This window comes from Bacillus sp. FSL K6-3200 (genome assembly GCF_038630485.1).
GTDB classification, from domain to species: Bacteria; Bacillota; Bacilli; order Bacillales; family Bacillaceae; genus Bacillus; species Bacillus safensis.
Genome location: NZ_CP152032.1, coordinates 382,313 through 406,610 on the forward strand (window position 1 = coordinate 382,313; position 24,298 = coordinate 406,610).

19 protein-coding genes and 1 riboswitch are annotated in these 24,298 nt (G+C 42.5%); of the genes, 6 read left to right on the plus strand and 13 right to left on the minus strand.

The features are described from left to right. Positions 1-42 precede the first annotated feature (42 nt). Positions 43-161, plus strand: a riboswitch (SAM riboswitch). A 78-nt stretch (positions 162-239) separates the two neighbouring features. The 4 genes from MHI60_RS02055 to MHI60_RS02070 all read left to right on the plus strand — a co-directional run bounded on the left by MHI60_RS02055 (position 240) and on the right by MHI60_RS02070 (position 7,602). Then, the gene (locus MHI60_RS02055) at positions 240-2,081 is read left to right on the plus strand and encodes a bifunctional homocysteine S-methyltransferase/methylenetetrahydrofolate reductase (protein WP_095408173.1); all 1,842 of its coding nucleotides are present in this window, start codon (positions 240-242) and stop codon (positions 2,079-2,081) included. Then, positions 2,065-5,493: a methionine synthase gene (gene metH / locus MHI60_RS02060; RefSeq protein WP_144485542.1), complete on the plus strand. Its 3,429-nt coding sequence runs from the start codon at positions 2,065-2,067 to the stop codon at positions 5,491-5,493. The genes MHI60_RS02055 and metH overlap by 17 nt, the downstream gene beginning before the upstream one ends. A 116-nt stretch (positions 5,494-5,609) precedes the next feature. Then, the gene (locus MHI60_RS02065) at positions 5,610-6,545 is read left to right on the plus strand and encodes an anti protein (RefSeq protein ID WP_144485544.1); all 936 of its coding nucleotides are present in this window, start codon (positions 5,610-5,612) and stop codon (positions 6,543-6,545) included. A gap of 199 nt (positions 6,546-6,744) precedes the next feature. Beyond that, on the plus strand, positions 6,745-7,602 hold the full coding sequence (locus MHI60_RS02070; protein WP_144485546.1) for a GNAT family N-acetyltransferase: 858 nt from the start codon (positions 6,745-6,747) through the stop codon (positions 7,600-7,602). 43 nt (positions 7,603-7,645) lie between these two features. Here MHI60_RS02070 and MHI60_RS02075 read toward each other — a convergent pair whose 3' ends face one another. Genes MHI60_RS02075 through MHI60_RS02100 form a run of 6 tightly spaced genes read right to left on the minus strand, consistent with a single transcriptional unit; the run spans position 7,646 to position 15,956 of the window. Further along, positions 7,646-9,460 carry an IucA/IucC family siderophore biosynthesis protein gene (locus MHI60_RS02075; protein WP_095408169.1) on the minus strand — a complete coding sequence of 605 codons (1,815 nt, stop codon included), beginning with the start codon at positions 9,458-9,460 and terminating at the stop codon, positions 7,646-7,648. Positions 9,461-9,473: 13 nt separating this feature from the next. Continuing rightward, the gene (locus MHI60_RS02080; RefSeq protein ID WP_144485548.1) at positions 9,474-10,823 is read right to left on the minus strand and encodes a lysine N(6)-hydroxylase/L-ornithine N(5)-oxygenase family protein; all 1,350 of its coding nucleotides are present in this window, start codon (positions 10,821-10,823) and stop codon (positions 9,474-9,476) included. Next, positions 10,798-11,352 (minus strand): GNAT family N-acetyltransferase, encoded by a 555-nt coding sequence (locus MHI60_RS02085; RefSeq protein WP_024426511.1) that lies wholly within the window; start codon positions 11,350-11,352, stop codon positions 10,798-10,800. Before MHI60_RS02085 ends, MHI60_RS02080 begins: the two co-directional genes overlap by 26 nt. Then, the gene (locus MHI60_RS02090) at positions 11,349-13,130 is read right to left on the minus strand and encodes an IucA/IucC family protein (RefSeq protein ID WP_144485550.1); all 1,782 of its coding nucleotides are present in this window, start codon (positions 13,128-13,130) and stop codon (positions 11,349-11,351) included. Before MHI60_RS02090 ends, MHI60_RS02085 begins: the two co-directional genes overlap by 4 nt. Then, the gene (locus MHI60_RS02095; RefSeq protein WP_144485551.1) at positions 13,127-14,623 is read right to left on the minus strand and encodes an aspartate aminotransferase family protein; all 1,497 of its coding nucleotides are present in this window, start codon (positions 14,621-14,623) and stop codon (positions 13,127-13,129) included. The genes MHI60_RS02090 and MHI60_RS02095 overlap by 4 nt, the downstream gene beginning before the upstream one ends. Beyond that, a complete protein-coding gene (locus tag MHI60_RS02100; protein ID WP_111290140.1) occupies positions 14,610-15,956 on the minus strand; it encodes an aspartate aminotransferase family protein in 1,347 nt (448 codons plus the stop codon). The genes MHI60_RS02095 and MHI60_RS02100 overlap by 14 nt, the downstream gene beginning before the upstream one ends. 385 nt (positions 15,957-16,341) lie before the next feature. Between MHI60_RS02100 and MHI60_RS02105 the strand changes: the two genes are divergently transcribed. Then, complete coding sequence (locus MHI60_RS02105) at positions 16,342-16,878, plus strand: serine acetyltransferase (protein ID WP_095408165.1); 537 nt, start codon at positions 16,342-16,344, stop codon at positions 16,876-16,878. Here the strand turns inward: MHI60_RS02105 and MHI60_RS02110 are convergent. The 4 genes from MHI60_RS02110 to MHI60_RS02125 form a co-directional block, all read right to left on the minus strand. Beyond that, entirely contained in the window at positions 16,873-17,133 is a 261-nt protein-coding gene (locus MHI60_RS02110; RefSeq protein WP_048238438.1) for a hypothetical protein, read from the minus strand. The two genes, MHI60_RS02105 and MHI60_RS02110, sit on opposite strands and share 6 nt — an antisense overlap. 31 nt (positions 17,134-17,164) lie before the next feature. Then, complete coding sequence (locus MHI60_RS02115) at positions 17,165-17,440, minus strand: hypothetical protein (protein WP_048238437.1); 276 nt, start codon at positions 17,438-17,440, stop codon at positions 17,165-17,167. Positions 17,441-17,503: 63 nt separating this feature from the next. Continuing rightward, a complete protein-coding gene (locus MHI60_RS02120; RefSeq protein ID WP_144485553.1) occupies positions 17,504-18,061 on the minus strand; it encodes a GNAT family protein in 558 nt (185 codons plus the stop codon). Positions 18,062-18,075: 14 nt separating this feature from the next. Beyond that, a complete protein-coding gene (locus MHI60_RS02125) occupies positions 18,076-18,942 on the minus strand; it encodes an AraC family transcriptional regulator (RefSeq protein ID WP_111290146.1) in 867 nt (288 codons plus the stop codon). 113 nt (positions 18,943-19,055) lie between these two features. Between MHI60_RS02125 and MHI60_RS02130 the strand changes: the two genes are divergently transcribed. Next, positions 19,056-20,432, plus strand: a complete 1,377-nt coding sequence (locus MHI60_RS02130; protein ID WP_144485555.1) for an MATE family efflux transporter — start codon at positions 19,056-19,058, stop codon at positions 20,430-20,432. A 25-nt stretch (positions 20,433-20,457) separates the two neighbouring features. Here the strand turns inward: MHI60_RS02130 and MHI60_RS02135 are convergent, their stop codons facing one another. The 3 genes from MHI60_RS02135 to crtI (MHI60_RS02145) are packed head-to-tail and all read right to left on the minus strand — an operon-like array spanning position 20,458 to position 24,279. Then, the gene (locus MHI60_RS02135; protein WP_095408161.1) at positions 20,458-21,297 is read right to left on the minus strand and encodes a phytoene/squalene synthase family protein; all 840 of its coding nucleotides are present in this window, start codon (positions 21,295-21,297) and stop codon (positions 20,458-20,460) included. Continuing rightward, the gene (crtI, locus tag MHI60_RS02140; RefSeq protein ID WP_144470108.1) at positions 21,290-22,765 is read right to left on the minus strand and encodes a phytoene desaturase family protein; all 1,476 of its coding nucleotides are present in this window, start codon (positions 22,763-22,765) and stop codon (positions 21,290-21,292) included. The genes MHI60_RS02135 and crtI (MHI60_RS02140) overlap by 8 nt, the downstream gene beginning before the upstream one ends. After that, entirely contained in the window at positions 22,762-24,279 is a 1,518-nt protein-coding gene (crtI, locus tag MHI60_RS02145) for a phytoene desaturase family protein (protein WP_144485557.1), read from the minus strand. Before crtI (MHI60_RS02145) ends, crtI (MHI60_RS02140) begins: the two co-directional genes overlap by 4 nt. Between the last annotated feature and the right edge of the window lie 19 nt (positions 24,280-24,298).

A 24,298-nucleotide genomic window follows, 5' to 3' on the forward strand; every position in this document is an offset into this window, starting at 1 on the left:
ACAGTTGATGGAAGTTCAATTCATTGACATGTTCATATTGCTTTCTTATCAAGAGAGGCAGAGGGACTGGCCCTGTGAAGCCTCAGCAACCGGTGTAGTAGAAATCTATTTTCTATGACCAAGGTGCTAAATCCAGCAAGCAACTGCTTGGAAGATAAGGAGAAGAATTACGATACAGCCAAAAAGTCTTCTTCTTATCAGAAGGCTTTTTTTGTTACATAGAAATAAGGAGGAATACAATGGGCCTATTACAAGACTTAGAAAACCGCGTACTGATTGCTGACGGAGCGATGGGAACACTTTTATACTCTTACGGCATTGACCGCTGCTTTGAAGAATTAAATTTATCGAAAGAGGATGAAGTGAAACGCGTGCACGAAGCATATGTGCAGGCAGGCGCTGACATCATCCAAACGAACACATACGGTGCGAATTATATTAAACTATCCCGCTACGGCTTAGAGGAAGAAACGAAACGCATCAATACAAAAGCGGTACAAATTGCAAAAGCAGCCGCAGGCTCTGCTTATGTACTCGGAACAATTGGCGGTATTCGAACGTTTAACAAAAATGCCTACTCTATAGAAGAAATCAAACGAAGCTTTAGAGAGCAGCTGTACATCCTATTAAATGAAGAACCTGACGGATTGTTGCTTGAAACGTATTATGACATAGAAGAAGCGAAGGCTGTTCTCCAAATTGCCCGCAAAGAAACGACTCTTCCGATTGTCATGAACGTCTCTATGCATGAACAAGGAGTCTTGCAGGATGGTACCCCGCTGAGTGATGGTTTATCTGAGTTATCAACTCTTGGTGCAGATGTCGTCGGCATCAACTGCAGGCTGGGCCCTTATCACATGATTCAGGCACTCGAAGGCGTTCCACTTTTGGAAAATTCACATTTATCTGTCTATCCTAACAGCAGTCTCCCCTCTCTTGAAGCAGGCAGACTCGTCTATGATACAGATAATGATTATTTCCGAAAAAGTGCACTTGAATTTAGAAATCAGGGCGCACGTATTATCGGAGGCTGCTGCGGAACAACGCCCCAGCATATTAGCGCAATGGCTGAAGCGGTCAAAGATTTAGCGCCGATCACTGAAAAAGAAGTGAAAGTGTTAAAAGAAGAAATCATTTCAATCCAAGACCAGCGCACTGAACCAGGTCTTGATGAGCTGGCTGTGAAAAAACGTTCGATTATCGTAGAGCTTGATCCGCCGAAGAAGCTGAACTTCGAAAAATTTCTCGTTGCTGCAAATGAATTAAAGAATGCTGGCATTGATGCATTGACGTTAGCCGATAATTCTCTTGCGACTCCGCGCATTAGCAATGTCGCTTGCGGCGCATTATTAAAGCAGCAGCTTGATATGCGTTCTCTTGTTCATATCACATGCCGCGACCGTAATTTGATTGGGCTTCAATCTCATTTAATGGGGCTCGACACCCTTGGATTAACCGATATTTTAGCCATTACAGGCGATCCATCTAAAATTGGAGACTTCCCAGGTGCAACATCTGTGTATGATTTAACCTCCTTTGATTTGATTCGTCTCATCAAACAGTTTAACGAAGGCCTTTCTTTCTCAGGAAAGCCCCTTGGCAAAAAGACCAATTTTTCAGTGGCTGGTGCCTTTAACCCAAATGTGCGCCATATAGATAAAGCCGTGAAACGTCTTGAGAAAAAAATAGAATACGGTGCTGATTATTTTATCTCACAGCCTGTTTATTCTGAGGAACAGCTTGTGAAAATTCATGAGGAAAGCCGCCACTTGGATAAACCGATTTATATCGGCATTATGCCGTTAACAAGCAGCCGAAATGCAGAGTTTATCCATCACGAAATTCCAGGCATCAAATTATCTGATTCTATTCGTGACATTATGGCCAAAGCTGGCGAGGATAAGGAAAAGCAGCGAGCAGAAGGTTTAGCCATTGCCCGCTCTTTATTAGATACAGCCTGCGAATTGTTTAATGGCATTTATTTAATTACTCCTTTCCTTCGATCAGATTTAACAGCAGAACTGACCACCTACATCCATCAGAAAGAAAAGGAGTCTAACGTCCATGTCAACTATCACTGAACAGCTCAAGAAACGCATCCTCGTCCTTGATGGGGCAATGGGCACAATGATTCAAAACGCCAACCTGACAGCAGAGGACTTTGGCGGAGAAGAGTATGAGGGCTGTAACGAGTATTTGAATGTGACAGCCCCTCACATCATCTCTAAGATCCATAGGGAGTACCTTGAAGCAAGTGCCGATCTCATTGAAACAAATACCTTCGGCGCTACAAAGCTCGTCCTTGATGAATATGGGCTTGGCCATCTTGCCTATGAACTCAATGTTCGAGCTGCGCAGCTGGCAAAGGCAGAAGCTGACCGTTTCTCCACACCCGAAAAGCCTCGTTTTGTTGTAGGTGCAATGGGCCCGACAACAAAAACATTATCTGTAACAGGCGGCACAACCTTCAGTGAACTCGTCAGAAACTATGAAGAGCAGGCCCGCGCTCTGATTGACGGAAAGTGTGATGCCCTTCTTTTAGAAACAAGCCAAGATATGCTGAATGTAAAAGCTGGATTCAAAGGGATTCAAGAAGCCTTTCAGCAGACGGGCATTCAATTACCACTCATGGTATCAGGGACGATTGAACCAATGGGTACCACCCTTGCTGGTCAAGATATCGAAGCCTTTTATATCTCTCTTGAGCATATGAAACCCATCAGTGTCGGTCTTAACTGTGCAACTGGTCCAGAATTTATGACAGACCATATCCGGACTCTCTCCTCCATCGCAAAGTCAGCGGTGAGCTGCTATCCGAATGCTGGACTCCCAGATGAAGAAGGTCATTATCACGAATCCCCTGCTTCTCTTGCTAAGAAAATCGCCGCCTTTGCTAAGGAAGGCTGGTTAAATATTGTCGGCGGCTGCTGCGGAACTACACCTGCGCATATTCAAGCATTGTCAGATGAAGTACGCAAGCTTCAGCCGCGACCTATCACTCGCGATTCACCGCAGCATACAGTATCAGGAATTGAGCCCCTTATTTATGAGGATTCGATGCGTCCCCTTTTTGTAGGCGAACGGACCAATGTCATTGGTTCTCGTAAATTCAAACGGCTCATTGCGGAACAAAAGTTTGAAGAAGCAGCAGAAATTGCTCGTGCTCAAGTGAAAAATGGCGCTCACGTCGTTGATGTGTGTCTCGCCGATCCAGACCGTGATGAGGCAGCAGACATGGAAGGCTTTTTACAAGAAGCCATGAAAAAGGTCAAAGCCCCTTTTGTCATTGATTCAACAGATAAACACGTGATTGAAAAGGCACTCACCTATTCTCAAGGGAAAGCCATCATCAATTCCATCAATCTTGAGGATGGCGAGGAACGCTTTGAAGAGATTCTTCCTCTTGTGAAGCTATATGGCGGTGCACTTGTTGTTGGCACGATTGATGAAATAGGAATGGCCGTGACAGCAGAACGAAAGCTTGAAATTGCTGTACGTTCTCACGATTTGCTAACGAAGAAATATGGAATTCCCGCAAGTGATATCATTTTTGATCCGCTTGTCTTTCCAGTAGGCACTGGAGACGAACAATATATCGGCGCCGCTGAAGAAACGATCAAAGGCATTAAAATGATCAAGGAAACCCTGCCTGAGTGCCTCACCATTTTAGGCATCAGCAACGTATCTTTCGGACTTCCGCCTGTTGGCAGAGAAATCTTAAATGCTGTCTATTTATATCATTGCGTGCAAGCAGGACTTGACTATGCCATTGTAAATACAGAAAAGCTTGAACGCTTCGCTTCCATTCCAAAGGAAGAAATCAAACTAGCTGAAACCTTGCTTTATGAAACAAATGATCAAACACTGGCTGAATTCACCCAATTTTACCGCGGCAAAAAGAAAACGGAGAAAAAACCAAAGGTCTCCTTATCACTTGATGAAAGGCTGGCGCTCTACGTCGTCGAAGGAACGAAAGAAGGGCTCATCGATGATCTTTCCCTTGCTTTGAAGCAATATGAATCGCCGCTTCATATCATCAATGGTCCATTAATGCAGGGAATGGCTGAAGTTGGTCGTCTTTTTAATCAAAACGAACTGATTGTAGCCGAAGTGCTTCAATCGGCTGAGGTCATGAAAGCATCTGTTTCGTTTCTTGAGCAATATATGGAAAAGCAGCATGCGAGCGGGAAAGGAAAGATTCTACTTGCGACCGTAAAAGGAGATGTCCATGATATCGGGAAAAACCTTGTCGACATCATTTTGAGCAATAACGGCTTTCAAGTGGTCGACCTCGGCATCAAGGTGACACCTCAAACATTGATTGAAGCTGTGCAAAAGGAAAAACCAGATATGATCGGGTTATCAGGCTTACTTGTAAAGTCCGCCCAGCAAATGGTACTAACCGCTCAGGATTTACAAAAAGCAAACATTTCTGTTCCTATTTTGGTCGGGGGTGCTGCCCTTTCTCGTAAATTTACTAAAATGAAAATTTCGCCTCATTATGATGGACCTGTTCTTTATGCAAAAGATGCTATGGACGGACTGTCATTAGCCAATGAGTTAAAAGCGAATCCTCTTCAATTTCAAACAAAGCCGCAAGAGGAGCCAGCAGCACCTTTCAAGGAGAAAGAAGGAAAGCAGCCGAAAGCTGTCATTGAACTACTAGAAAAACGCGCAGCACTCCCGCAGGCACCGGTATTTACACCAGAAAATACCGCACGCCATTATGTGAAGGACATCGATTTGCATCATATTATGCCTTATGTGAATGAACAAATGCTCATTGGTCATCATCTCGGTTTAAAGGGAAAGGTCAAAACCTTATTAGCTGAACAGCACCCAAAAGCATTGGAATTAAAACAGCTTGTCACGGATCTTCTAAATGAAGGCAGAGAGAAAAACTGGTTTGCACCTGCATTTGTCTATCAATTCTTCCCTGCCAATTCAGACGGAAATGATTTGCATATTTATGATCCCGAAGAGCCTGACCGCATCATTGAAACGTTCCAATTTCCAAGGCAGGAGAAGCTCCCGTACCGCTCCATATCTGATTATGTACGGAAAAGTGATGAAAACGAGAAAGATTATATTGCCTTATTTGCCGTCACAGCCGGAGCGCGTATACGTGAAGTCGCGCAGCAACTTAAGCAGGAAGGGGATTATTTAAAAATGCATACTGTCCAAGCTCTGGCGCTTGAGCTTGCAGAAGGATTAGCTGAAAGAACACACCAAGTGATTCGTGACAAATGGGGCTTCCCTGACCCAGTCGATTTCACAATGGACAAACGATTCCAGGCGAAATATCAAGGGCAGCGCTATTCCTTTGGTTATCCAGCGTGTCCAAATCTTGAAGACCAAGAAAAGCTGTTCAAGCTGCTTCAGCCCGAAAAAATCGGCATCCATCTGACAGAAGGATTCATGATGGAACCGGAAGCATCTGTTTCAGCGATCGTCGTTTCCCACCCTGAAGCTCGATATTTTAATGTTCATTAATACTAGAACCTCCATCATTGGGGGTTCTTTTTTGATATAAAAATGGAATAAATATCAATTTTAGGAATAATGATCCGATAATATAAATGAAAGAAACTGAAAAGGAGATGTTTGTTATGTTCAAAAAGAAAATGGGGGTTTTACTGCTTGCCGGCCTCTTCATCGCTGCCTCTCTCTTCCAATCACCTGCACAAGCAAGTGAAGCATCTACGAAACAAACAAAAAATTATACAGAAGAATTGGAGCACCTATATCCAGACAGCGATTATGCCAACAATGATACGATGGAAAAAGCTCAGCTCCTACAGCCTTCCCTTTATTTGAATAAATCTTATTTATATCATGAGGGAAGTATTTCTTCTACAAATGATGTCGACTTTTACCATTTCACCAGCTCCAAATTTGATGGTGCGGATGGCCGTTTTTCTATTAAACTTGTGAATGTAAAGTCAGGAAATGATTTTGATCTCTATCTTTACAATAAGAACGGCGCACTTGTGTCTTCTTCTGTGCGGACTTACAACCAAAACGAGATTATTCATATGCCGAAAATTGCCGCCAGTACGGATTATTATTTAGCGGTTAAGCCTAAACAATTGTTAAATGAAGAAGATAAAACGTACCGCATTGTCTTTGACAAAAGCATTGAAAAAGCAACACTCAAACGATATGGGTCACCAGCCACACTTAATAGTTTCAATGAAGCCGGTTCTCCAAATTCTAATTTTGATTTAAGCAGCCTGCCGCAGGATGCTGTCGTGACTGGTCTTTCATTAGAAGCTGATAAAGGCAGTACAAACGCGCACAATTATGTCTTCACCGTTTCTTCCCTTAAAGGCGGAGCAGTGAATGTACCTTGGAACGGCCAAAAGGTCGACATCTCTTCCTATAAAACAAGCCAGGTTCCAGCAAAAGACCGCTTTTTTGTTTCTTTCAACGCGATAGAGGTCCCTCAGTTTATCGGCGGGCGATTAATCAAAGTCGGTGTAGTGTCGATTAAAAACTTACAGCTCACCTTTGAATATGAATACAACCGAGACTTGAATTATTAAAAGGACAAAGGGCTAAAGTAATCTTTATTTTAGCCCTTTCTCTTTTTTTCAGCGTGATAGAAAACCTTTGCAGCCTTGACAACGAATGCGAGGGTTTGTCTACACGTTGAGTGGAAAAGGATCTCCCTTTTCCTTTTTCTTATGCCTTCTTATGATACGATACATATAGATGAATTCAGCTAAGAAGGAGTTGCGTGAATTGGAAAACGTTGTACAACGAACATTAACACTTGATGACATACCCGATCTTATCGCATTATCAAAAGAGGTCGACTGGCCTGATTACAATGCGGAAGAGCTTACATCTCTTTTAACAAACGGATATTTTACAGGTTTTTCAACAACGGATGGACAAGTCATCTCATGTGCGGGACTTTTCCAATATGATAAAGCAGCATCAATTGGTGCTGTCATTGTATCTGAGACGCATCGCGGCTTAGGACTTGCAAGGAAAATGATTGACACCCTGCTTCGCCGAAGCGATCAAAGCGTTCCTGTCGTTTTAACCGCTACTGTACAAGGACAGCCCGTTTACGAAAAAATCGGATTTCAAACGGCCGGCTACATTCATACATACAAAGCACAGAAAACAAATCCTTATGCGCTTCAGGTGTCAGATAAGATTCATCTGTCTCCCGCTGATGAAACTCATCTCCCGTCTATTGAAACACTTGACGCAAAAGGAGCAGGAGCCAATCGATCAAGCTTTTTAAAAAATCGGATGCACCGGGCAGCATTCCGAATGATTGCACAGAATGAACATCATGAAACAACCGGTTTTGCGTTTGGCGTCGAAACCCCTGCTAATCTAATGATTGGACCGCTTACAGCAAACGATGAACAAACCGCTCTCTCGCTCATCCAATCACTCATCTCGTCTTATTCAGGTGCAATTCGTATAGATATGCAGGAAGAAACTGCTGAACGCCTGCATGAAACACTTGTGGAAACAGGATTTACGAAAACGAACGTAGCCCATTTTATGATGATTCGCGGGAAAGAAAAACTAAATGATCACGCCCTTTTCTATTTCCTTGCCTCTCAAGCATTTTCTTAAAAAACAAAAAAGCTGTAGACACTTGATGTCTACAGCTTTTATATTACTTCTCTCCAACTGACGCAAGAACATGAGCGAGTGCATTTGTGACCTTCCCATGCTCTGATGCATGCGGGCGGTCATCTCCATCTCCATAGCCATAATCAATCATTCGATTACGATTTAAGCAAAGCTTTGTCAGCTTCGGCTGGAATAGATCAAATAATTCAAAACGGTCTTTCAGCTGCGGGAATTGCTTTTGATAAAGCTGAATTTCTTCTGCAAGCAAGCGCCAAAGAGTCGTTTCATCTAACAGCTGATGATTGTCTAACACATTGGATACGTAGCGCAGGTTACAAATAAATAATCCTGTAAAGATAAATTGTACTAAACCTTCTGGCGGCTCACTGCGCAGCACTTCTTTTAAATCTTCTTCTAGTGAAGCTAATTCAGGCAGCGGCTGGTCACTTATATTTACATCATCAACGAAATCTTTGATCGCCAAACGATGCGGCTGATGATTTTTCAACACAAGAATCGTATTTTGACCATGCGGTGAAAAGACTGTGCCGTATTGATACATGAAGTGCAGCAGCGGCGGCATCACGACATGGAAAAACTTCGCCATCCATTCTTTTGCTGAGAGACCTGATTTTTCAATCAGCTGCTTGATATACGGCTCTCCTTCATGATCCTCATAAGTGAGTGCCGCAAGTGTAACAGGGCTCTCCCCTTCATCTAAGTACGTATAAATGCTTTCTCTAAAAATGACACCGAGCATCTCAAGATATTGATACGGCGCACCAGGCAGTTTGCTGTAGTATGGATGATCGACATTGATACTTGCATTCTCACCTGGTAAAATGACGCGGCACACATCAGATAAAAATGAATCTTGATCAGCAATCCCTTTAATATGCGCTGTAATGCGCGGGGCAATGACCGTACGTTCTGATGGGAGTCCACGGTACACGAGCGTATTTAAAATACTCATTGGCAGTTTAATATGATGCTTGCCTTTGTTTGAGATATTTGTAAAGGTTCTGATCGACTGCTGCGGGATATATTGATCCAGCCCCTCTCCCAAATACACAATCCGGCGCAAGGCCAAATCTTCCGGGAAATGCTGAATAATCATATGCGTCCACTGCCACTGATGAACAGGCATCATATAATAGTCAGCCGCATTCAGTCCTTCATCCTTTAACACGCGCTGAAATTGACGAATCGTGACTTCATCTAACTCTTTAGCGATCACCTGCTCATAGTTTTCATGATCAACTGCATGGAATGTCGCAAGCTCTCTATGTACAGCAATCCAAGACAGCTGCACACATTCTTGACGTTCTGGTGCATAGGCTAAGTAATCATCGTAGCTGAATCCTATACGCCCTTTGTTATACACAATCCAAGGATGGCCTGTCATTTCTCCTTCAATCCATGCATAATCCGTATCTGTTAGCTCATCCGCACGAAGTGCTTTTTTCGACAGCAAATGGACATCGGCTAACAAAGTATGGTGAAGCTCTTTGATTAGATGGCCTGTTGTGTCAGAGGACATTGGAATGATCGGCTGGATGTCTAGTAAAAACACAATGGCACTGACATCCTTTGACCATTTTCCATCTTGACAGCACTCAATTGATTCAGCGATTGTATCAAAACTATCAAACAATCGAGGTTTTGCCAGATAACGATATTTCTTATGTTCATGAATGATTAATTCATACTGCGCGATGCCATCCTTACAATCCAGTTCTACAGGATGAAGCATGTCCTCATACATGTATTCAGACAGCATTTTTGCCACCATTCGCTGGTTTGCCTTTTTCCAAGCAGCAGGATTCACCGCTTTTTTCAATTCATCTTGTACACTCATCGCTTCATCCTCCTTAACTTTTGATTTCTTCAAATGTGTGTGCGTTCTTGTGTGTACCAAATGTCTGGAAGACGTGCTTTTGATAAAGTGGATACACGGTTTGACGAGCAAGTTCATTGATGATCACACTGTTTCGATAAGCCCCCAGTCCCAAATCTGGAGCGCCGACCCCATGTGTATGAAGCTCTGCATTTTGTACAAAAATATCATTTTCACCCATCGTATTTGTTTTCAAACGATATTCACGTTCAACTTGGAAACGTCCTTGATCATCCCATTGAATGTGATGAGAAATAGGGTTGATAAATGGCGGCAGAACGGATTGGTAGCCAGTCGCCAATACGACAATATCTGTCTCATGTGTAAAGGATTCTTCCTTGACCCATTGTGTGCAGGAAAGTGATAATCCGCCTGTTGTTTCCTCAATTAAGTTGACCTCCGTCATGGCTTGGAGCACTGTGTTCAGCTGCTTTCCGCAGGCCGAACGTTCATAAAGCAAATGATAAATATCACGAATCATCGCCGAACTGATGCCTTTATACAGCAAATCTTGCTGTTTTAATAACGCATCTTTTTTTGTTTGCGGAAGCTCATAAAAGAAATCAATATAGTCAGGGGAGAAATACTCAAGTCCAAGGTTTGAATATTCCATTGGGAAAAATCCTTTTGACCGTGTGAACCAGTGAATATCCTTCGCTTCATCATCTAATAAAATGTCATAAAACACTTCTGCCGCACTTTGACCAGATCCGATAACTGTCACAGATTTCCCTTTGAAGCAGCCCTCTTTCTTTCGTTTTAAATAGTCAGCTGAGTGAAAAACCTTCTCTCCTAAAGCTGGCTGGAGCGATGCGGGTATCGCCGGCTGCGTGCCAATTCCTAAGACGAGATGTTTGCTTTCAAACACCTCTACAGTTTGATCCTTTACATGACGGACATGCACTTCATACCGCTTTTCCCCTGCCTTTTCGATCAGTGAGACAGATTCGACGTTCATGCCAAATCGGCAAGAGTCTAACTGGTCAGCGACCCAGCGGCAATAATGACTGTATTCCTTGCGCGGGATATGGAAGTCTTCTAGAAAGTAAAATGAATACAAACGGTTTTGTTCCTGCAAATAGTTGAGAAAGCTATATTTGCTTTTCACATCTGCCATGCTGACAAGGTCCGCTAAAAATGGGACTTGCAGTGTTGTCCCTTCAATGAGCATCCCTGGGTGCCAGTGAAAGGCTTCACTTCTTTCAAAAAACAAAGCATTGATTTCATTTACCTCTTCAGATAATGCGGCAAGCCCCAGGTTAAACGGGCCAATGCCGATCCCAATTACATCCACTACATTATTTTGCCTGTTGAACCGCGTCATGGTTATACTTCCTTTCGAATCGTTCTCGATCACAAAACATCAAAAGACCTGTTTTATCGGGTAAAGTGACTGGTTTTACACGTTCGAAGCCGCATTTTTCAAATACATGAATCATTTTTTCATTGCGAATATCCGGCTCAGCGACGATTTTTTCTGTTCGTTTGTTCTGCTCAAATTGAAATGCTGTCATTGCCTGAAGGAGCGGCGCAGCAAATCCTTTTCCCACATAATCCGGCTCCCCTATTAACAGGTGGATGCCTTGATCATGCGGAGAAGGTTCATAGTAGGATTCAATGATATCCCCTTTGACGTTATAAGCCTCAAAATAACTCATTGGTGTCCCATCAATCGTGCCTAAATAAAGGGTTTGATGCGGATCATGTATGGCCTGATAAAAATGCTTTTCAAAAGCAGGAAACGGAATATTCAAATGCCAAAATGGATGAACGTACTCTTCTTGCATCCACTTATGGACAAGCTGGACATCTCTTTCATATTCAGCACGAATAAACCTAATGCGATGCCTCATCCAATCAGCGCCTCCTTATGTAAAAAGAGCGGATTCAAGACAGCCGTGTAACGAGATTGTGTTTCCAGAGATCCGGTCAGCTCATCCATATCTTCAAATCGTGTCAGCAAATTCGCTTTTGAAGGAAGTTCTTTTGAACGGAGAAGGCTGTTAGTCAGATCAGATGCTCCGTACGTCTCCTCATGAGCGAGCAATGTATCTCTCACGAGAGCCAGCAAGTCTTCTTCTTTTGCTAATCCTTCCGTGCCAAAACCATTAATAAGACCAAATAAATGATTAAAGAAGAAATAATAACGAAGTCTCTCAACGGCTACATCATCCGCACAAATGGTTTCACTTCTCACGCTCAAGTTTTGAACTAGATTTGCGAGCTTATCCTTTTTCGATTCACTATAATAGTAGCCTTGGTTGTCACGGTAATAGAAGGTCTCTGGATAACCATCCTTCATTTGCACAACAGCATTTTGCTGATGGGCCTCGAGTGCAAGACCATACGTTTCAAACAGCCAGAGCATCGGCTTTAACGAAATGGTTAAATATTGTTTAAACCAATCTTGGCTGACCGCTTCCGTTGACCGGCCTTCTATGTCTGCAAGTTTATGAATAATTCCTGCTAATCTCGATTTTCCTCCGTACGCATGATCCTGACATAGCCCCGCAATTAAGCTTGCGCCTTTTTCACGATGCAAGAATGGATTTTGACGAATGACCACTTCAAAGCCAGATTCCGCTTCATCTCCTCGAATAGAGAGATATGCTGGATCTTCAATGACACGGAATCCAGAGAATTTTTCATATAAAGAAACGCCTAATTCTGTTTTTAAGATGCGGGACATCTCAACTCCGCGATCCAGTTCCTTTTGTTTGTTGATACGTAAAGAGTTTGTAATTTTCACAGGAACAGAGAATTTGAGCATATAAGCAGAATCCTTTTGATAGACCGTTCTAAAGGATGAGGTCGCTGTGTATTCAGATCCCAGCGGTCCTAAATAAGTCAGTTTCCCTTCCTCTATATATCGCTTCACAAATGCCTTCTCCATGACCACTTTGACTTGCAGCGGATGAATTGGAATGAGCACATATTCTCCGTTTTCTGTTAGCATATTCAGTCTCTCTGTTTCTTCTGGTACCTGACGCGAAAGTTCTTCTAACATGAGGCTTGCCGCAGATTGTGAAATAGACGAATCCTGAAGCACAATCGAATGATGCGCTTTAAAGTAATGAAGCTGAAAAGCTCCTTTCAGCTCAGGAGAATAGACAGCTTCCTCTTCTTCTGTCATCCCTTGTCTGCTTTTTGGTGTAGGATGTGTTAAATGTCCAAGGAGAAGTGACTGCTCAGCCTCGATGTACTCAAAATCAGCTTGAGATAAAGCAGCTTGATCACTTTCTCTCTCCTTTAAGAATCGTTCAATATTTCGGCAGCTTAAAATGATGCGAAGCATGAATTCATCCTCTGCATCTGTGCGGCCATATGCAATGAGAAGCTCCTTTGAACATAAAGCAACAAGTGTCGTGTAATCGACGATCGTTCCCTCTTGCTCGCTTCCATGCGGACGAAAGCGAATCGGAAAATCAAAGAGATGGCGGCCTACAGATGAAAAATATCGGATCGGAATCACAAGCTCAAGGTCTTGCTTTGCTAGTTTTGCCACGAATACAAGCGAACCATCTGCTTTTGTCTCTTTTTTTGCAGATCGATCGATTCCTGTTTCACGTAAAAAACAGTTTAAAAAGCTTTGCATAGTTGCATTTTCAGCCATTTGTTTATATTGACTCAACGTAGTACCCTCCCGGATTGAATATGAGCGATCCCGATATCAACGATGTCAGAAAGGATTTCCTCAATATGTGTGATTGTCGTTCTCGGATTTAACAAAGTGAATTTTAAGCATGTTTGACCATCCACCACTGTTTTCGCAATGACAGCCGTTCCTGATTTGAACAGCGTTCGATGAATGATTTTATTGATGTCATCCGTTCGTTGATCATTCTTAAATCGAAACACAACTGCATTGATTTCTGGCTCAGGATTGATCACTTCAAGGTGATCTTTTCTCTCTATAAGCGCGGCCACATCCTTCGCAAAATCAATGGTATGGTCAATGATGTCACCAAACCCTTCCTCCCCAATCAGACGAAGAGAAAGAAGCAATTTCAGTGCGTCAAAACGTCGCGTCGTTTGGACAGATTTATTGACGAGATGTAGAATTCCATCCAGTTCATCTTCCTTTGGGTTGAGATAATCTGCATGATAATTGATCAAACCAAAATGTCTTTTATCCTTCAGCAAAAATGCCCCGCAGGAGATCGGTTGATAAAATAGTTTGTGGAAGTCGATCGTGATTGAATCAGCAAGCTCAATACCGTCTAATTTACACCCGTAGGTTTCGCTTAATACAAGCGCTCCGCCGTAGGCAGCATCTGCATGAATCCATAAACCGTATGGCTTGACGATGTCATACACATCTCGAACCGGGTCAATACTGCCAAAATCAGTTGTCCCGCAAGTTGCCACTACCGCAAAAGGCAGGAGATCCTGTTCCTTTAACCTGACAAGTTTCTTCTTCAAATCATTGAGGTCCATACGGTGATGCTCATCCGTTTCTACTAGAACGACTGCCTGCTCCCCTAAGCCTAGCTGGGATGCAGATTTCTTCACAGTGAAGTGTGCATTCTTAGAACAAAGAATTCTCATGCGGTGCGCCTCACTCGGCAAGCCTTTCTGCTGAACATTCCATTGCCATGTGTTTTCACAAAATGCATCTCTTGCAAGAAGCAGCCCCATGTAGTTAGATTGGGTTCCACCGCTCGTAAATGTCCCATCTGCTAGATTTCCATAAGAAAACTTCGCACATAGCCACTTTAGAATTTCCTCCTCCACCAAAGATGCAATACCGCTTTGATCGAAGGAATCCATAGATTGGTTAAATGAACTTACTATCACCTCTGCGGCAAGTGCAGGTATAAGCGGCGGGCAATGCAAATGTGCCAAACATTTAGGATGCGATACATCAACGAGATGCGGCAAAAGGTGCTGCTTTATATCTTGAAAAACTGATTCCATTGATTCGCCAGACGGTTGAAACTGAAATAATGATTCGACACTAGCCGCTAATTTCCCAGGCAATATTCCGCTGTATGGGCCTTGGTCTTTTTGCCACTGATCCAGCAGGCTGTCGATAGATGTATGAAGAGCCGCTTGGAAGGACTTTCTTCCAAGCTGGCTATGATTGATAAATAATGAATCAACAGAAGCCTTAGTTGATTGCATCGTAAACGGCCTCTTTAAAAATAGCGATGACTTGTTCAAGCTGCTCTTCAGTCATAATCAATGGCGGTAAGAATCGAATGACGCTTCCGAAACGGCCTCCTGTCTCTACAATTAAGCCTTTATCGAAGCAATTCTTTTGAATGAGACTGGCTAGCTCAGGATTTGCTGGATAACTTCCATCCACATCCTGCTTCTCATTTGGATTAACTATTTCAGCACCAATCATTAATCCTCTTCCTCGAACATCACCAATAGCAGGTACATTTTCTTGAATGTCTTTTAGATAAGCCTGCATGCGATCCCCTAACTGGTCTACATGATCAAGCAGATTGTTTTCTTTTATAAATTTAAGCGTTGCGGTTCCTGCGGCCATCGCCATTTGATTCCCTCTAAATGTGCCAATGTGTGCACCTGGATTCCATTGATCCAAATCTTTATCATAAATCACAACTGAAAGCGGCAGGCTTCCACCAATGGCTTTAGATAATACAATGACGTCTGGCACAATTCCCGCATGTTCAAAGGCAAACATCTTACCTGTTCGGCCAATGCCTGATTGAACCTCATCGATAATGAGTGGAATGCCTTTTTCATTTGTGATTCTTCTCATTTCTTTCATCCATTCAATAGATGCTGGAATTGAGCCTCCCTCACCTTGCACTGCTTCGAAGATCATACCTGCTGGCGGAAGAATACCACTTTCAGGATCATTTAATACACGCTCAATATAAGAGCTGGAAATGCGGTGTGAATCTTTCCCACCAATTCCAAATGGGCAGCGATATTCATATGGATAAGGCATGAAATGCACATCTGGAATTAACCCTTGCACTCTTTCCTTTGGAGACAAATTCCCGCTTAATGACATCGTGCCATGTGTCGCACCGTGATAAGCACCGTGGAAAGAAAGAATGGAACGATTTCCTGTCGCTGTCTTGACTAATTTAATCGCTGCTTCTATGGCATCACCGCCAGTTGGTCCACAAAATTGAATTTTGGCTCTCTTTGCAAACTCTTCTGGCAGGTGAGAAAAAATTTCATTCACAAATTCTTCTTTAATTTCTGAGGTTATGTCCAACGTATGCAATGGTCTTTTTTCATGAAGCATACGTTCAATAGCTTCTATAACAACCGGATGATTGTGACCAAGTGCAAGTGTTCCTGCGCCTGCCAGACAGTCATAAAACTCTCTGCCATCCGCATCTGTCACGATCATACCCTCGGCTTTTTGCATGGCTAATGGGAACCGTCTCGGGTAAGACCTTGCATTAGATTCTCTTTGACTTTGCTGCTCTAAAAATTGCTGATTTTTAGAAACGGTTTTGATGGACATAATAAAACACTCCTCCAATTGATAAAGATTATCATTTTCATTTACTAGCCTAGAGGATTTTAGATATGAAAGTCAATTGTATTCAAAAAGATGATTCTAAAAGCATATGAATGCAATATTCTCTTTTTAATGAGTATTTTCGAGTAATTTTTACAAACATCTACTGCCATAAGGAGATGGAACGTATGAGGCGGATGAATATTGAAAAAAATTACAAATCATTTTTCCTGGTTCTTTTGTTCTATTCGACTCTAAACACTCATTTTATGCAGAAATTCGGATGAAATGAAGGTAGAAAATTGAAGAAATCACACCATTTTTTCTTGATATAAATGGTTCTGGTGGTATAATTTCTCTGAAACATAAGGGGATGGAGGGGAATTTGATGATTTTAACAAAGCACGATCTTCACCACTACTTAACGCAAGATAAGAAAGCATTAGCGATCACACGCAGAAGGCCAAAGTGGTTTGGGGATGATATATGGAAATATCAAAGGTATTTACGAAAATATGAATACTATTCTAATAGCAGCGCTCTACTCCGCAAATGGTTTTATCGTTATTTACATAAAAAGAAAGGCATGCAGCTTGGCTTTGATATTCCGATTGGCGTCTTTGGCCCCGGCCTTAGAATCAATCATACCGGGCTCTTAATTGTGAACAGGCACGCAAAAATCGGGGCATTTTGTGATATTCATCAAGGGGTGAACATTGGCCAAAACCATTCCGAAAAGGATGTACCAATTATTGGTGATCACGTATGGATTGGCCCCGGCGCTAAGCTTTTTGGGGACATTTATATTGCGAATCATATTTCAATTGGAGCAAATGCCGTAGTGAATCGTTCCTTTCATGAAGAGCAGATCGTCATCGCAGGTGTGCCGGCTCAAAAGGTAAAAGAAAAAAGCCCTTCTTCATGAAGGACTTACCTGATAAAAAAGAATAACACCGATCAAAACAGAGATGAGCAGCATGAGATAAAACAAGATGGTTAAAATCAAGATCGTCCAGCCCAGCCCCTTCCTCTCTGTCTTGATCAAATAAATACCGAGTACGATGGTACTAAATAGCACGCCTAAAATAGCCCACAGCCATTTGTCTTTGTTGTGCTTTGGCGCATCAAACCATAAATAGATGGCCACAGCAAGTGAAACGAATAGACCCGTTATTCTCAAGATTAAACTCCCCCTTATGTATACGCGCTCTCTATGATGCGTTTGAGTATCCGAAGATCAGCAACAGGAAGTAAAAGACAAAGACTAGTATAACAATAGAATAGATGATGATGGACACGATCAGAACTGTCCAGCCCAATCCTTTTCTTCCTGTTTTGATGAGGTAGATCCCAAATGCAAAGAGCCCGAATAAAAGACCTAAAATAGACCATAACCATTTATTTTTCCCATGTTTTGGTGCATCTATAAATAGATAGATTGCGACTAAAATAGAAACAAACCATCCAGTTATCCAGCCCACATTCATCTGCCACCCTTCTTCTTCAGTTTATTCCATTATATGATACTTTTGTCCTGAAAAAATAATGATTCAGAGGATATTGCGCGGAAGGCTTCGCCATTCGTCTCTCAGCATTCCGTAGCGCATAGAGTCATAATACTCTCCTTGATAATAACGGACCTTTCTCAGTCTCCCCTCAAGGACAAATCCGCATTTCTCTGCGCACCGCATCATCCGTTCATTCCCTGACCAAGTAGTTAGACCAATTCGAGGGATATCAATATGCGTAAATAATAGATCAATCCATAGATTTAACGCCTTTGTCCCAATGCCCCCGCTCCAAAAGCGTGAGTCATAAATGATAATGCCGCATTCAAGCCAACGTGTACGTTCATTCTCCCAATAATATGAGACGGTGCCTTTGATATCACCGTCTATTTCAATGCCATATAGCTTTTGGGGAATGGATTCATCCTGTAAGTATCGTTTCTTAAATGCAGCAAGCGGGATTTCGTGTTCATAAAAATAAGGGGCATTCCATTTTCGATAGGACTGATCTGGTGCTTTAAATTTTAAATGCCATACCTCCTCTAAGTCCGTTTCGTTTAATGGACGTATGTTCACAAGCTCTTCCTTTTCCCTTTTCATCTGTTCACTTTCCTTTACTTTGTCGTTCTTTTTGCTAGATGACGGTACTCGATCGGCGTCATGCCTTCGTTCTGCCGAAACAGCTTAGAAAAATAAGTAGGGTCATCAATGCCTACATGCTCTGCAATGGCTGCGATTTTTTCATTCGTTGAGACCAGCATGCTTTTGGCTTTTTCGATCTTGAGACGATGGCTGTACTGGTTCGGCGTCAATCCATATACCGTCTGCATGCATCTTGTCATGTAATCAGGATGATAGTGCAGCTTTTCTGAAAGCTGCTCCATGTGTAATTTCTCCATAAAGTGATGCTCAAGATAGTGAACTACTTCTGATGCAACGGTCTCCTTTGCACTTGGAATATGGAATGCTTCCTTTTGCAGGTGAATGAGCAGTTCCTCAAATAGGAGCTGTTTTTTCAGCGGAAGTTCAGAAGCATCATGATTTAGTGCTCTCATCGCTGAAAGGTGTTTTTCTAACACACTTCGTCCTTTCACTTTTCCTAAACGGGGCAGGCTAAATTCATATGTTGCAGGCTTTTCAAAGGTGGCTTGGTTTTGTTTCATATCAATCCAGTGTTCTCTCGGCCGGTTCGTCAGCTCAAATCGATCGATTGAGAAATGCAGCCACTCATAGTGTGTTTCCTCTTCACATGGCAAATGTCCACCATGAGACAGGCCCGGTGAGAGAATCATATATTCACCTTCTTTTATGTGATAAGCATCCGCGTCCTCTGTCATCCACAGTTCACCTTTTGTGACATAGAGAAGATCAAATACAGTGAAAGTTCTTGAGATATGTCTCTCTCCTTGATGAAATACCCCTTTACCTGAAGCAATATAAATAGGAAACGGCGGTACAGTAAATGTAATAAATCGATCCATATTCATCCCCTTATGAAGTCGGATTTCTCCAATAAGTTTCGGTTTCATCTCTTCTTATTATAGTCGATGCAAGGTACACTATAAATCGGATTTATACGAAAGGAGGCTATAAGATGAAACCTCAAACCCTGTCATATGAAAAGGTTCAAGCCAAAGGTGAAAAAACACACCCTTCATTATTTGCATTAACTTGGCCTATATTTATCGAAATCTCTTTATATATGCTCATGGGGAGCGCTGATACACTCATGCTTAGCCAATACTCTGATAACAGTGTGGCCGCAGTAGGTGTAAGCAACCAGCTCCTGAATTTATTAATTGTTATGTTCAGCTTCATTACAACAGGAACGACCATTGTGATTGCCCAGCTTTTAGGAGCTGACCGCAAGCAGGAATCGACTCAAGTTGCCTATGTCTCTCTAGGAACCAACTTCTTGATCAGCTTTATTATTAGTCTCCTTATGTTTGTGTTAGCTGTTCCAATTCTGCACATGATGGGTTTATCAAGTGAACTCATGCCGGATGCGGCGGTCTTTTTACAAATTGTCGGCCTGCTTTCTTTTATTCAAGCACTCATTATGACGTATAGTGCTATTTTAAAAAGCTATGGATATACAAGAGACACGATGTATGTCACCATCGGAATGAATTTGCTAAACGTTGCCGGCAATTATTTGGTCATTTTTGGTCCGTTTGGCTTTCCGGTATTAGGTGTCATGGGTGTTGCCTTTTCAACCTCGCTCGCTCGGTTGATCGGATTGATGGCGATGATCATCATTGTCCGCCGACGAATTGGATTGCGCTTTTCGCTGAAGAGTATGTTTCACATTCAGCGGACGCATTTAAAAAAGCTGCTGAAAATTGGAATCCCTTCTGCTGGGGAGCAGCTTTCATATAACGGCTCTCAAATGATCATTACATTGTTTATTACATTTATGGGGACGCAGGCTTTAGCAGCAAAGGTCTACACTCAAAATTTGATGATGTTCATTATGTTGTTTGGTGCAGCGATTAGCCAAGGGACACAGATTTTAATCGGGCGCCATATTGGGGCGAAAGAATTCGATGCTGCCTACAGAAGATGTATGAAAAGCCTATACTGGGCCATTGGGATCTCTCTTCTGTCTTCCACTGCCTTATCTTTATCATCGACGCATTTGCTTACTTTTTTCACTAGCAATCGTGAGATCATTCAAATCGCCGCCACACTTCTCCTATTGACGATCATTTTAGAGCCGGGACGCTCTTTTAATATGGTCATAATTAATTCATTGCGGGCTGCTGGTGACGCGAAGTTTCCAGTGTATATGGCGATGATATCAATGTGGGGAATTGGGCTTCCGATCGCTTATTTGTTAGGCATTCAGTTTGAAATGGGGCTCATCGGGGTTTGGATTTCTTTTATCGTGGATGAATGGATAAGAGGCATCTTCATGTATAAGCGCTGGCGTTCCAGAGTATGGACGGAGTATCGCTTTTCTTCCACATAAAAAGGACTGCACCCGCAGTCCTTTTTTACGTAATATCTTCTAAAATAAGTGCTTTTTCCTGTTTTGAAATAAATGCTCGCTCTGTAAAGACGCGGTATTCGTTTTCTCTTGTTTTATCTAAAATGGCTTTATAAAAGTAGGCTGCTGCTTTCACCGGTATACGTGAATACAGCGGGAATTCATGAAGATGGTCAAAGAACTCCTCGTAGTACGCCTCTGCCTCAAAGGCAATGTACTCCCAGACGTGCTGAAAAGCTTGATTTACAATCCCTTCCTGCAATTCTTGCTCTGTGTACCCGAATTGATCCATCACCTGCTTTGGCAAATAAATGCGGTCTCTTTCAGCCTGATCCTCGCCGATATCCCGAAGGATGTTGGTTAGCTGCATAGCGATTCCTAACGAAATGGCCGCTTCTTTTAGCTGCTCTTTTTTACGCGGTGCAATAATGGGAAGCAGCATGAGCCCAACGGTGCTAGCAACATGATAGGAATAGATGAGCAGTTCATCTAACGTTTCGTACCGCTGCTGCTCTAAATCCATCTCTTGTCCTTGGAGCAGGTCACGGAACGGAGCCTCATCCATCCGAAATTCTTGAAATGTATGCTCTAGCGCCACCCATATTGGATCATTCCGGTCTATCTCACCTTGTAAAAATCGATCAAACGTCTCCCGAAAGGATGCAAGGTCCTCTTTTGGCGAAGGCGACTCATCTACAATGTCATCTGCTCTCCGGCAAAAGGAATATACGGCCCAGACGGCCTGTCTCTTCTTTTTAGGCAGCATGGAAAAAGCACGGTAAAACGTTTTTGAATGGGTTTGAATGGTTTCCTCACACTCTTTCAATGCTGTTTGTACATCAACCACTTAGCTTCACTTCCTTTCTATCATTCAAATCTTTTAGTAGTACAGAAGCCATGAGCTTTGCACTTTGCATCACGATTGGCACCCCGCCGCCCGGATGAATGGAGGCACCTGCCGCATAAAGATTGTCTGTCTCTCTGACCTTCACTTGCGGGCGGAAGACACCTGATTGAAACAAATTAGGCGCAAGTCCAAAGCTGCCGCCTTCAAACAATCCTTCTCGCAAGGAATCATTTGGTGTTCTGACCTTTTTCCAGACAATCGACTCTCGCAATTTCGGAAAGCCTCTTTTCTCAAGGACATCCACCATTTTCTCGGCAAAATCTGTCTCCTTTTCCCAGTTGATATGATCTCCTGAAGGAACGGGAATCAGCATATAGAGAACACTGCAGCCATCCGGGGCAAGAGATGGATCAATGATCGATGGATTAAATGTATAAAACGACGGGTCTTGAGGAATCGTTTTCGTTTGAAAGACTTCTTTCATATGCTGATCAAAGTGTTCTCCCATAAAAAATTGATGAACAGGTGCTTCATGATACATCTTGTTTAACCCGAGATACACCATCACACAGCCAGAGGACGGCACGTATTTCCGGGGATCTTGTTCGTCTAAACCAAGCTGTTTCAACGCAGCTGGATAATCTCCATTGATCACAAATGCATCAGCGGTTACATGTTCATCCTTTACTTTTGCTCTGACTGCCCGTTTCCCCTCAAACACCAATTGCGTGACTTCTTCATTTTTTCTTACATGCACACCCATTTTGATGAGCTGCCCTTCCAATATATCTACTAAACTCGCATAGCCGCCTTTTAAATAGTAGATTCCATGTGCATGCTCACTATATGACACAAGCGAATAAATAGCCGATGCTTCATACGGGTTTCCCCCAACATAGAGGGTTTGAAGTGCGTATGCATCTCGCAGGCGTTCGTCTGAGAAATATTTTTTCAGAGCGCTTTGTACCGTTCGATACGCCTTTAATTTCATTAATATCTTCATATTTGCTTTTGTAAAAAATGTACGTTTTTCGTGAAATGATTTTTCTAGAAAGGCTTGCTGCCCTTCTTGAAACCGGTCCGTCATTTCTTCCATAAACCTCAGGAACCCTTGATCTTCCTTTGGAAATACACGTCTAATTTCATCTAGCTGACGAAGTGCATCAGAGTATTTCGTATAAGAGGTTCCATCTTGATATTGAATGGTGTACAGCGGATCAAGCTGCAACAAATCAAGAGATGAATCGTCAATTCCTACCTCATGTAAAATGCCTTTTAACATTTCCGGCAGTAGGACAATGGTCGGACCTTCATCTACTTTATATCCTTTCTCACGTACAAAAGCAAGTCTCCCGCCAAGCCGTTCATTTTTTTCGACAAGGGTAACATCATGTCCCGCTTTTTTTAAATAAAGCGCTGAGATCATTCCGCCAATACCGCCACCTGCAATCAATATATGTTTTTTCATGAGGCGCTCCCCTTTTTTTGATGTGGCATTGTTTTTTGTGAATGTTTCTCTTTTGAAAGAATGGCATTTGTCGTGATACGTGCTGATTCTAAAATGGTTGGCAGTCCGCTTCCTGGATGCGTTCCTCCTCCAACGAGCCAGCAGTGCTTTAATTCATCAAATTCATTGTGCGGCCTTAGGACCATCATCTGCGTCAGCTGGTGGCCAAGGTTAAATGTAGCTCCTTCATATACATAAAGGTCTTCCTCCCATTGTTTCGGTGTGATCATCCGCTCTACTTCTATATGCTGTCTCACATTCTGAAAGCCGGTTTTCCGCTCCAATGTATCCAGCACAAGCTCTCTAAATTCATCTTGATGCGCTTCCCAGTCAATACCGCTTTGGTTATTGGCAACTGGAGCGAGCACATAAAGAGCTGATTTTCCTTTTGGAGCAAGTGAGTCATCGGTTACACTTGCATTTTGAATATAAATAGACGGATCATCTGGCAGCTCATATGTTTTCGTAATGCCTTTGACGAATCGAGCATAATCATCGGAAAAAACGATGGTGTGATGCGGCTCATCGTACATGGTATCCAATCCTAAATAAAGCATAAAGGTAGAGCATGAGAATTTTTTCTTTTTTAATTTTTTCTCGCTGTATTTCTTTAAGAGTCCTGGCTCGACAAGCTTTGTCATCACATGTGCAAAGTCTCCATTGACGACTACCTCATCTGCCTGTATTTCTTCCCCAGATTCTAAACGAATGCCTTTCACTTCCCTGCCCTCCGTGAGCAGCTTTTCGACGCCCGCTGACAGATGAACCTTTGCTCCAGCTTCAACCGCAGCCTTTGCCATCGCTTCTGACAGCTGATTGACACCGCCCTTCGGATGGAATACACCTGTGTCATGTTCCATAAACGAAAGGATTGAGAACGCACCAGGGCATTCCCACGGTGACATTCCTAAGTACTTTGATTGAAATGTAAAGGCATATTTCACTGATTCATTCGAGAAATAGTCTGACAGCACATCAAACAAACTTTTATTTAACGAAAGCTGCGGAAGTGCTTTGATCACCTTCGGGCGCAAGTAATGATGAAAGCGATCCATTTTACTTTGTAAAATTGGTGTCAGACGATCCATTTTGCGCTTTGTATCATTCATAAATCTTAGATACCCTTCGCCCTCACCAGGTGCAAAGGCTTCTAATCGTTTGTACATTTCATCGCGATCTCGAATCATATCCAGCTGATTGTCTTGAAAAATTAATCTATACATCTCTTTTAATTCAATCACATCGATATAGTCATAAAGATTTTTACCAGCAAAGGTGAACAGTTCCTCTGCAATATGAATCATGCTGAGAAAGGTAGGACCTGTATCAAACGTGAAATCACCAAGTCGAAACTTAGCGTTACGTCCGCCGACAAAGGGCTGCTTTTCGTATACATGAACATCATGTCCTTTGCTTTGAAGCATCATAGCTGCCGCAAGTCCCCCTGGTCCCGCTCCGATCACAATGATTTTCATTATCCTTTTTCCTCCAAAT

Excerpts from the sequence above, each read along its gene's own strand:
- MHI60_RS02065 (WP_144485544.1), top strand. The coding sequence starts at position 5,610 with ATGTTCAAAAAGAAAATGGGGGTTTTACTGCTTGCCGGCCTCTTCATC.
- MHI60_RS02055 (WP_095408173.1), top strand. The coding sequence starts at position 240 with ATGGGCCTATTACAAGACTTAGAAAACCGCGTACTGATTGCTGACGGA.
- MHI60_RS02100 (WP_111290140.1), bottom strand. The coding sequence starts at position 15,956 with ATGTCCATCAAAACCGTTTCTAAAAATCAGCAATTTTTAGAGCAGCAA.
- MHI60_RS02130 (WP_144485555.1), top strand. The coding sequence starts at position 19,056 with ATGAAACCTCAAACCCTGTCATATGAAAAGGTTCAAGCCAAAGGTGAA.
- crtI (WP_144470108.1), bottom strand. The coding sequence starts at position 22,765 with ATGAAAAAACATATATTGATTGCAGGTGGCGGTATTGGCGGAATGATC.
- MHI60_RS02080 (WP_144485548.1), bottom strand. The coding sequence starts at position 10,823 with ATGACGCGGTTCAACAGGCAAAATAATGTAGTGGATGTAATTGGGATC.
- MHI60_RS02120 (WP_144485553.1), bottom strand. The coding sequence starts at position 18,061 with ATGAAAAGGGAAAAGGAAGAGCTTGTGAACATACGTCCATTAAACGAA.
- MHI60_RS02125 (WP_111290146.1), bottom strand. The coding sequence starts at position 18,942 with ATGGATCGATTTATTACATTTACTGTACCGCCGTTTCCTATTTATATT.
- MHI60_RS02095 (WP_144485551.1), bottom strand. The coding sequence starts at position 14,623 with ATGCAATCAACTAAGGCTTCTGTTGATTCATTATTTATCAATCATAGC.
- MHI60_RS02115 (WP_048238437.1), bottom strand. The coding sequence starts at position 17,440 with ATGAATGTGGGCTGGATAACTGGATGGTTTGTTTCTATTTTAGTCGCA.
- MHI60_RS02085 (WP_024426511.1), bottom strand. The coding sequence starts at position 11,352 with ATGAGGCATCGCATTAGGTTTATTCGTGCTGAATATGAAAGAGATGTC.
- metH (WP_144485542.1), top strand. The coding sequence starts at position 2,065 with ATGTCAACTATCACTGAACAGCTCAAGAAACGCATCCTCGTCCTTGAT.
- crtI (WP_144485557.1), bottom strand. The coding sequence starts at position 24,279 with ATGAAAATCATTGTGATCGGAGCGGGACCAGGGGGACTTGCGGCAGCT.
- MHI60_RS02075 (WP_095408169.1), bottom strand. The coding sequence starts at position 9,460 with ATGAGTGTACAAGATGAATTGAAAAAAGCGGTGAATCCTGCTGCTTGG.
- MHI60_RS02105 (WP_095408165.1), top strand. The coding sequence starts at position 16,342 with ATGATTTTAACAAAGCACGATCTTCACCACTACTTAACGCAAGATAAG.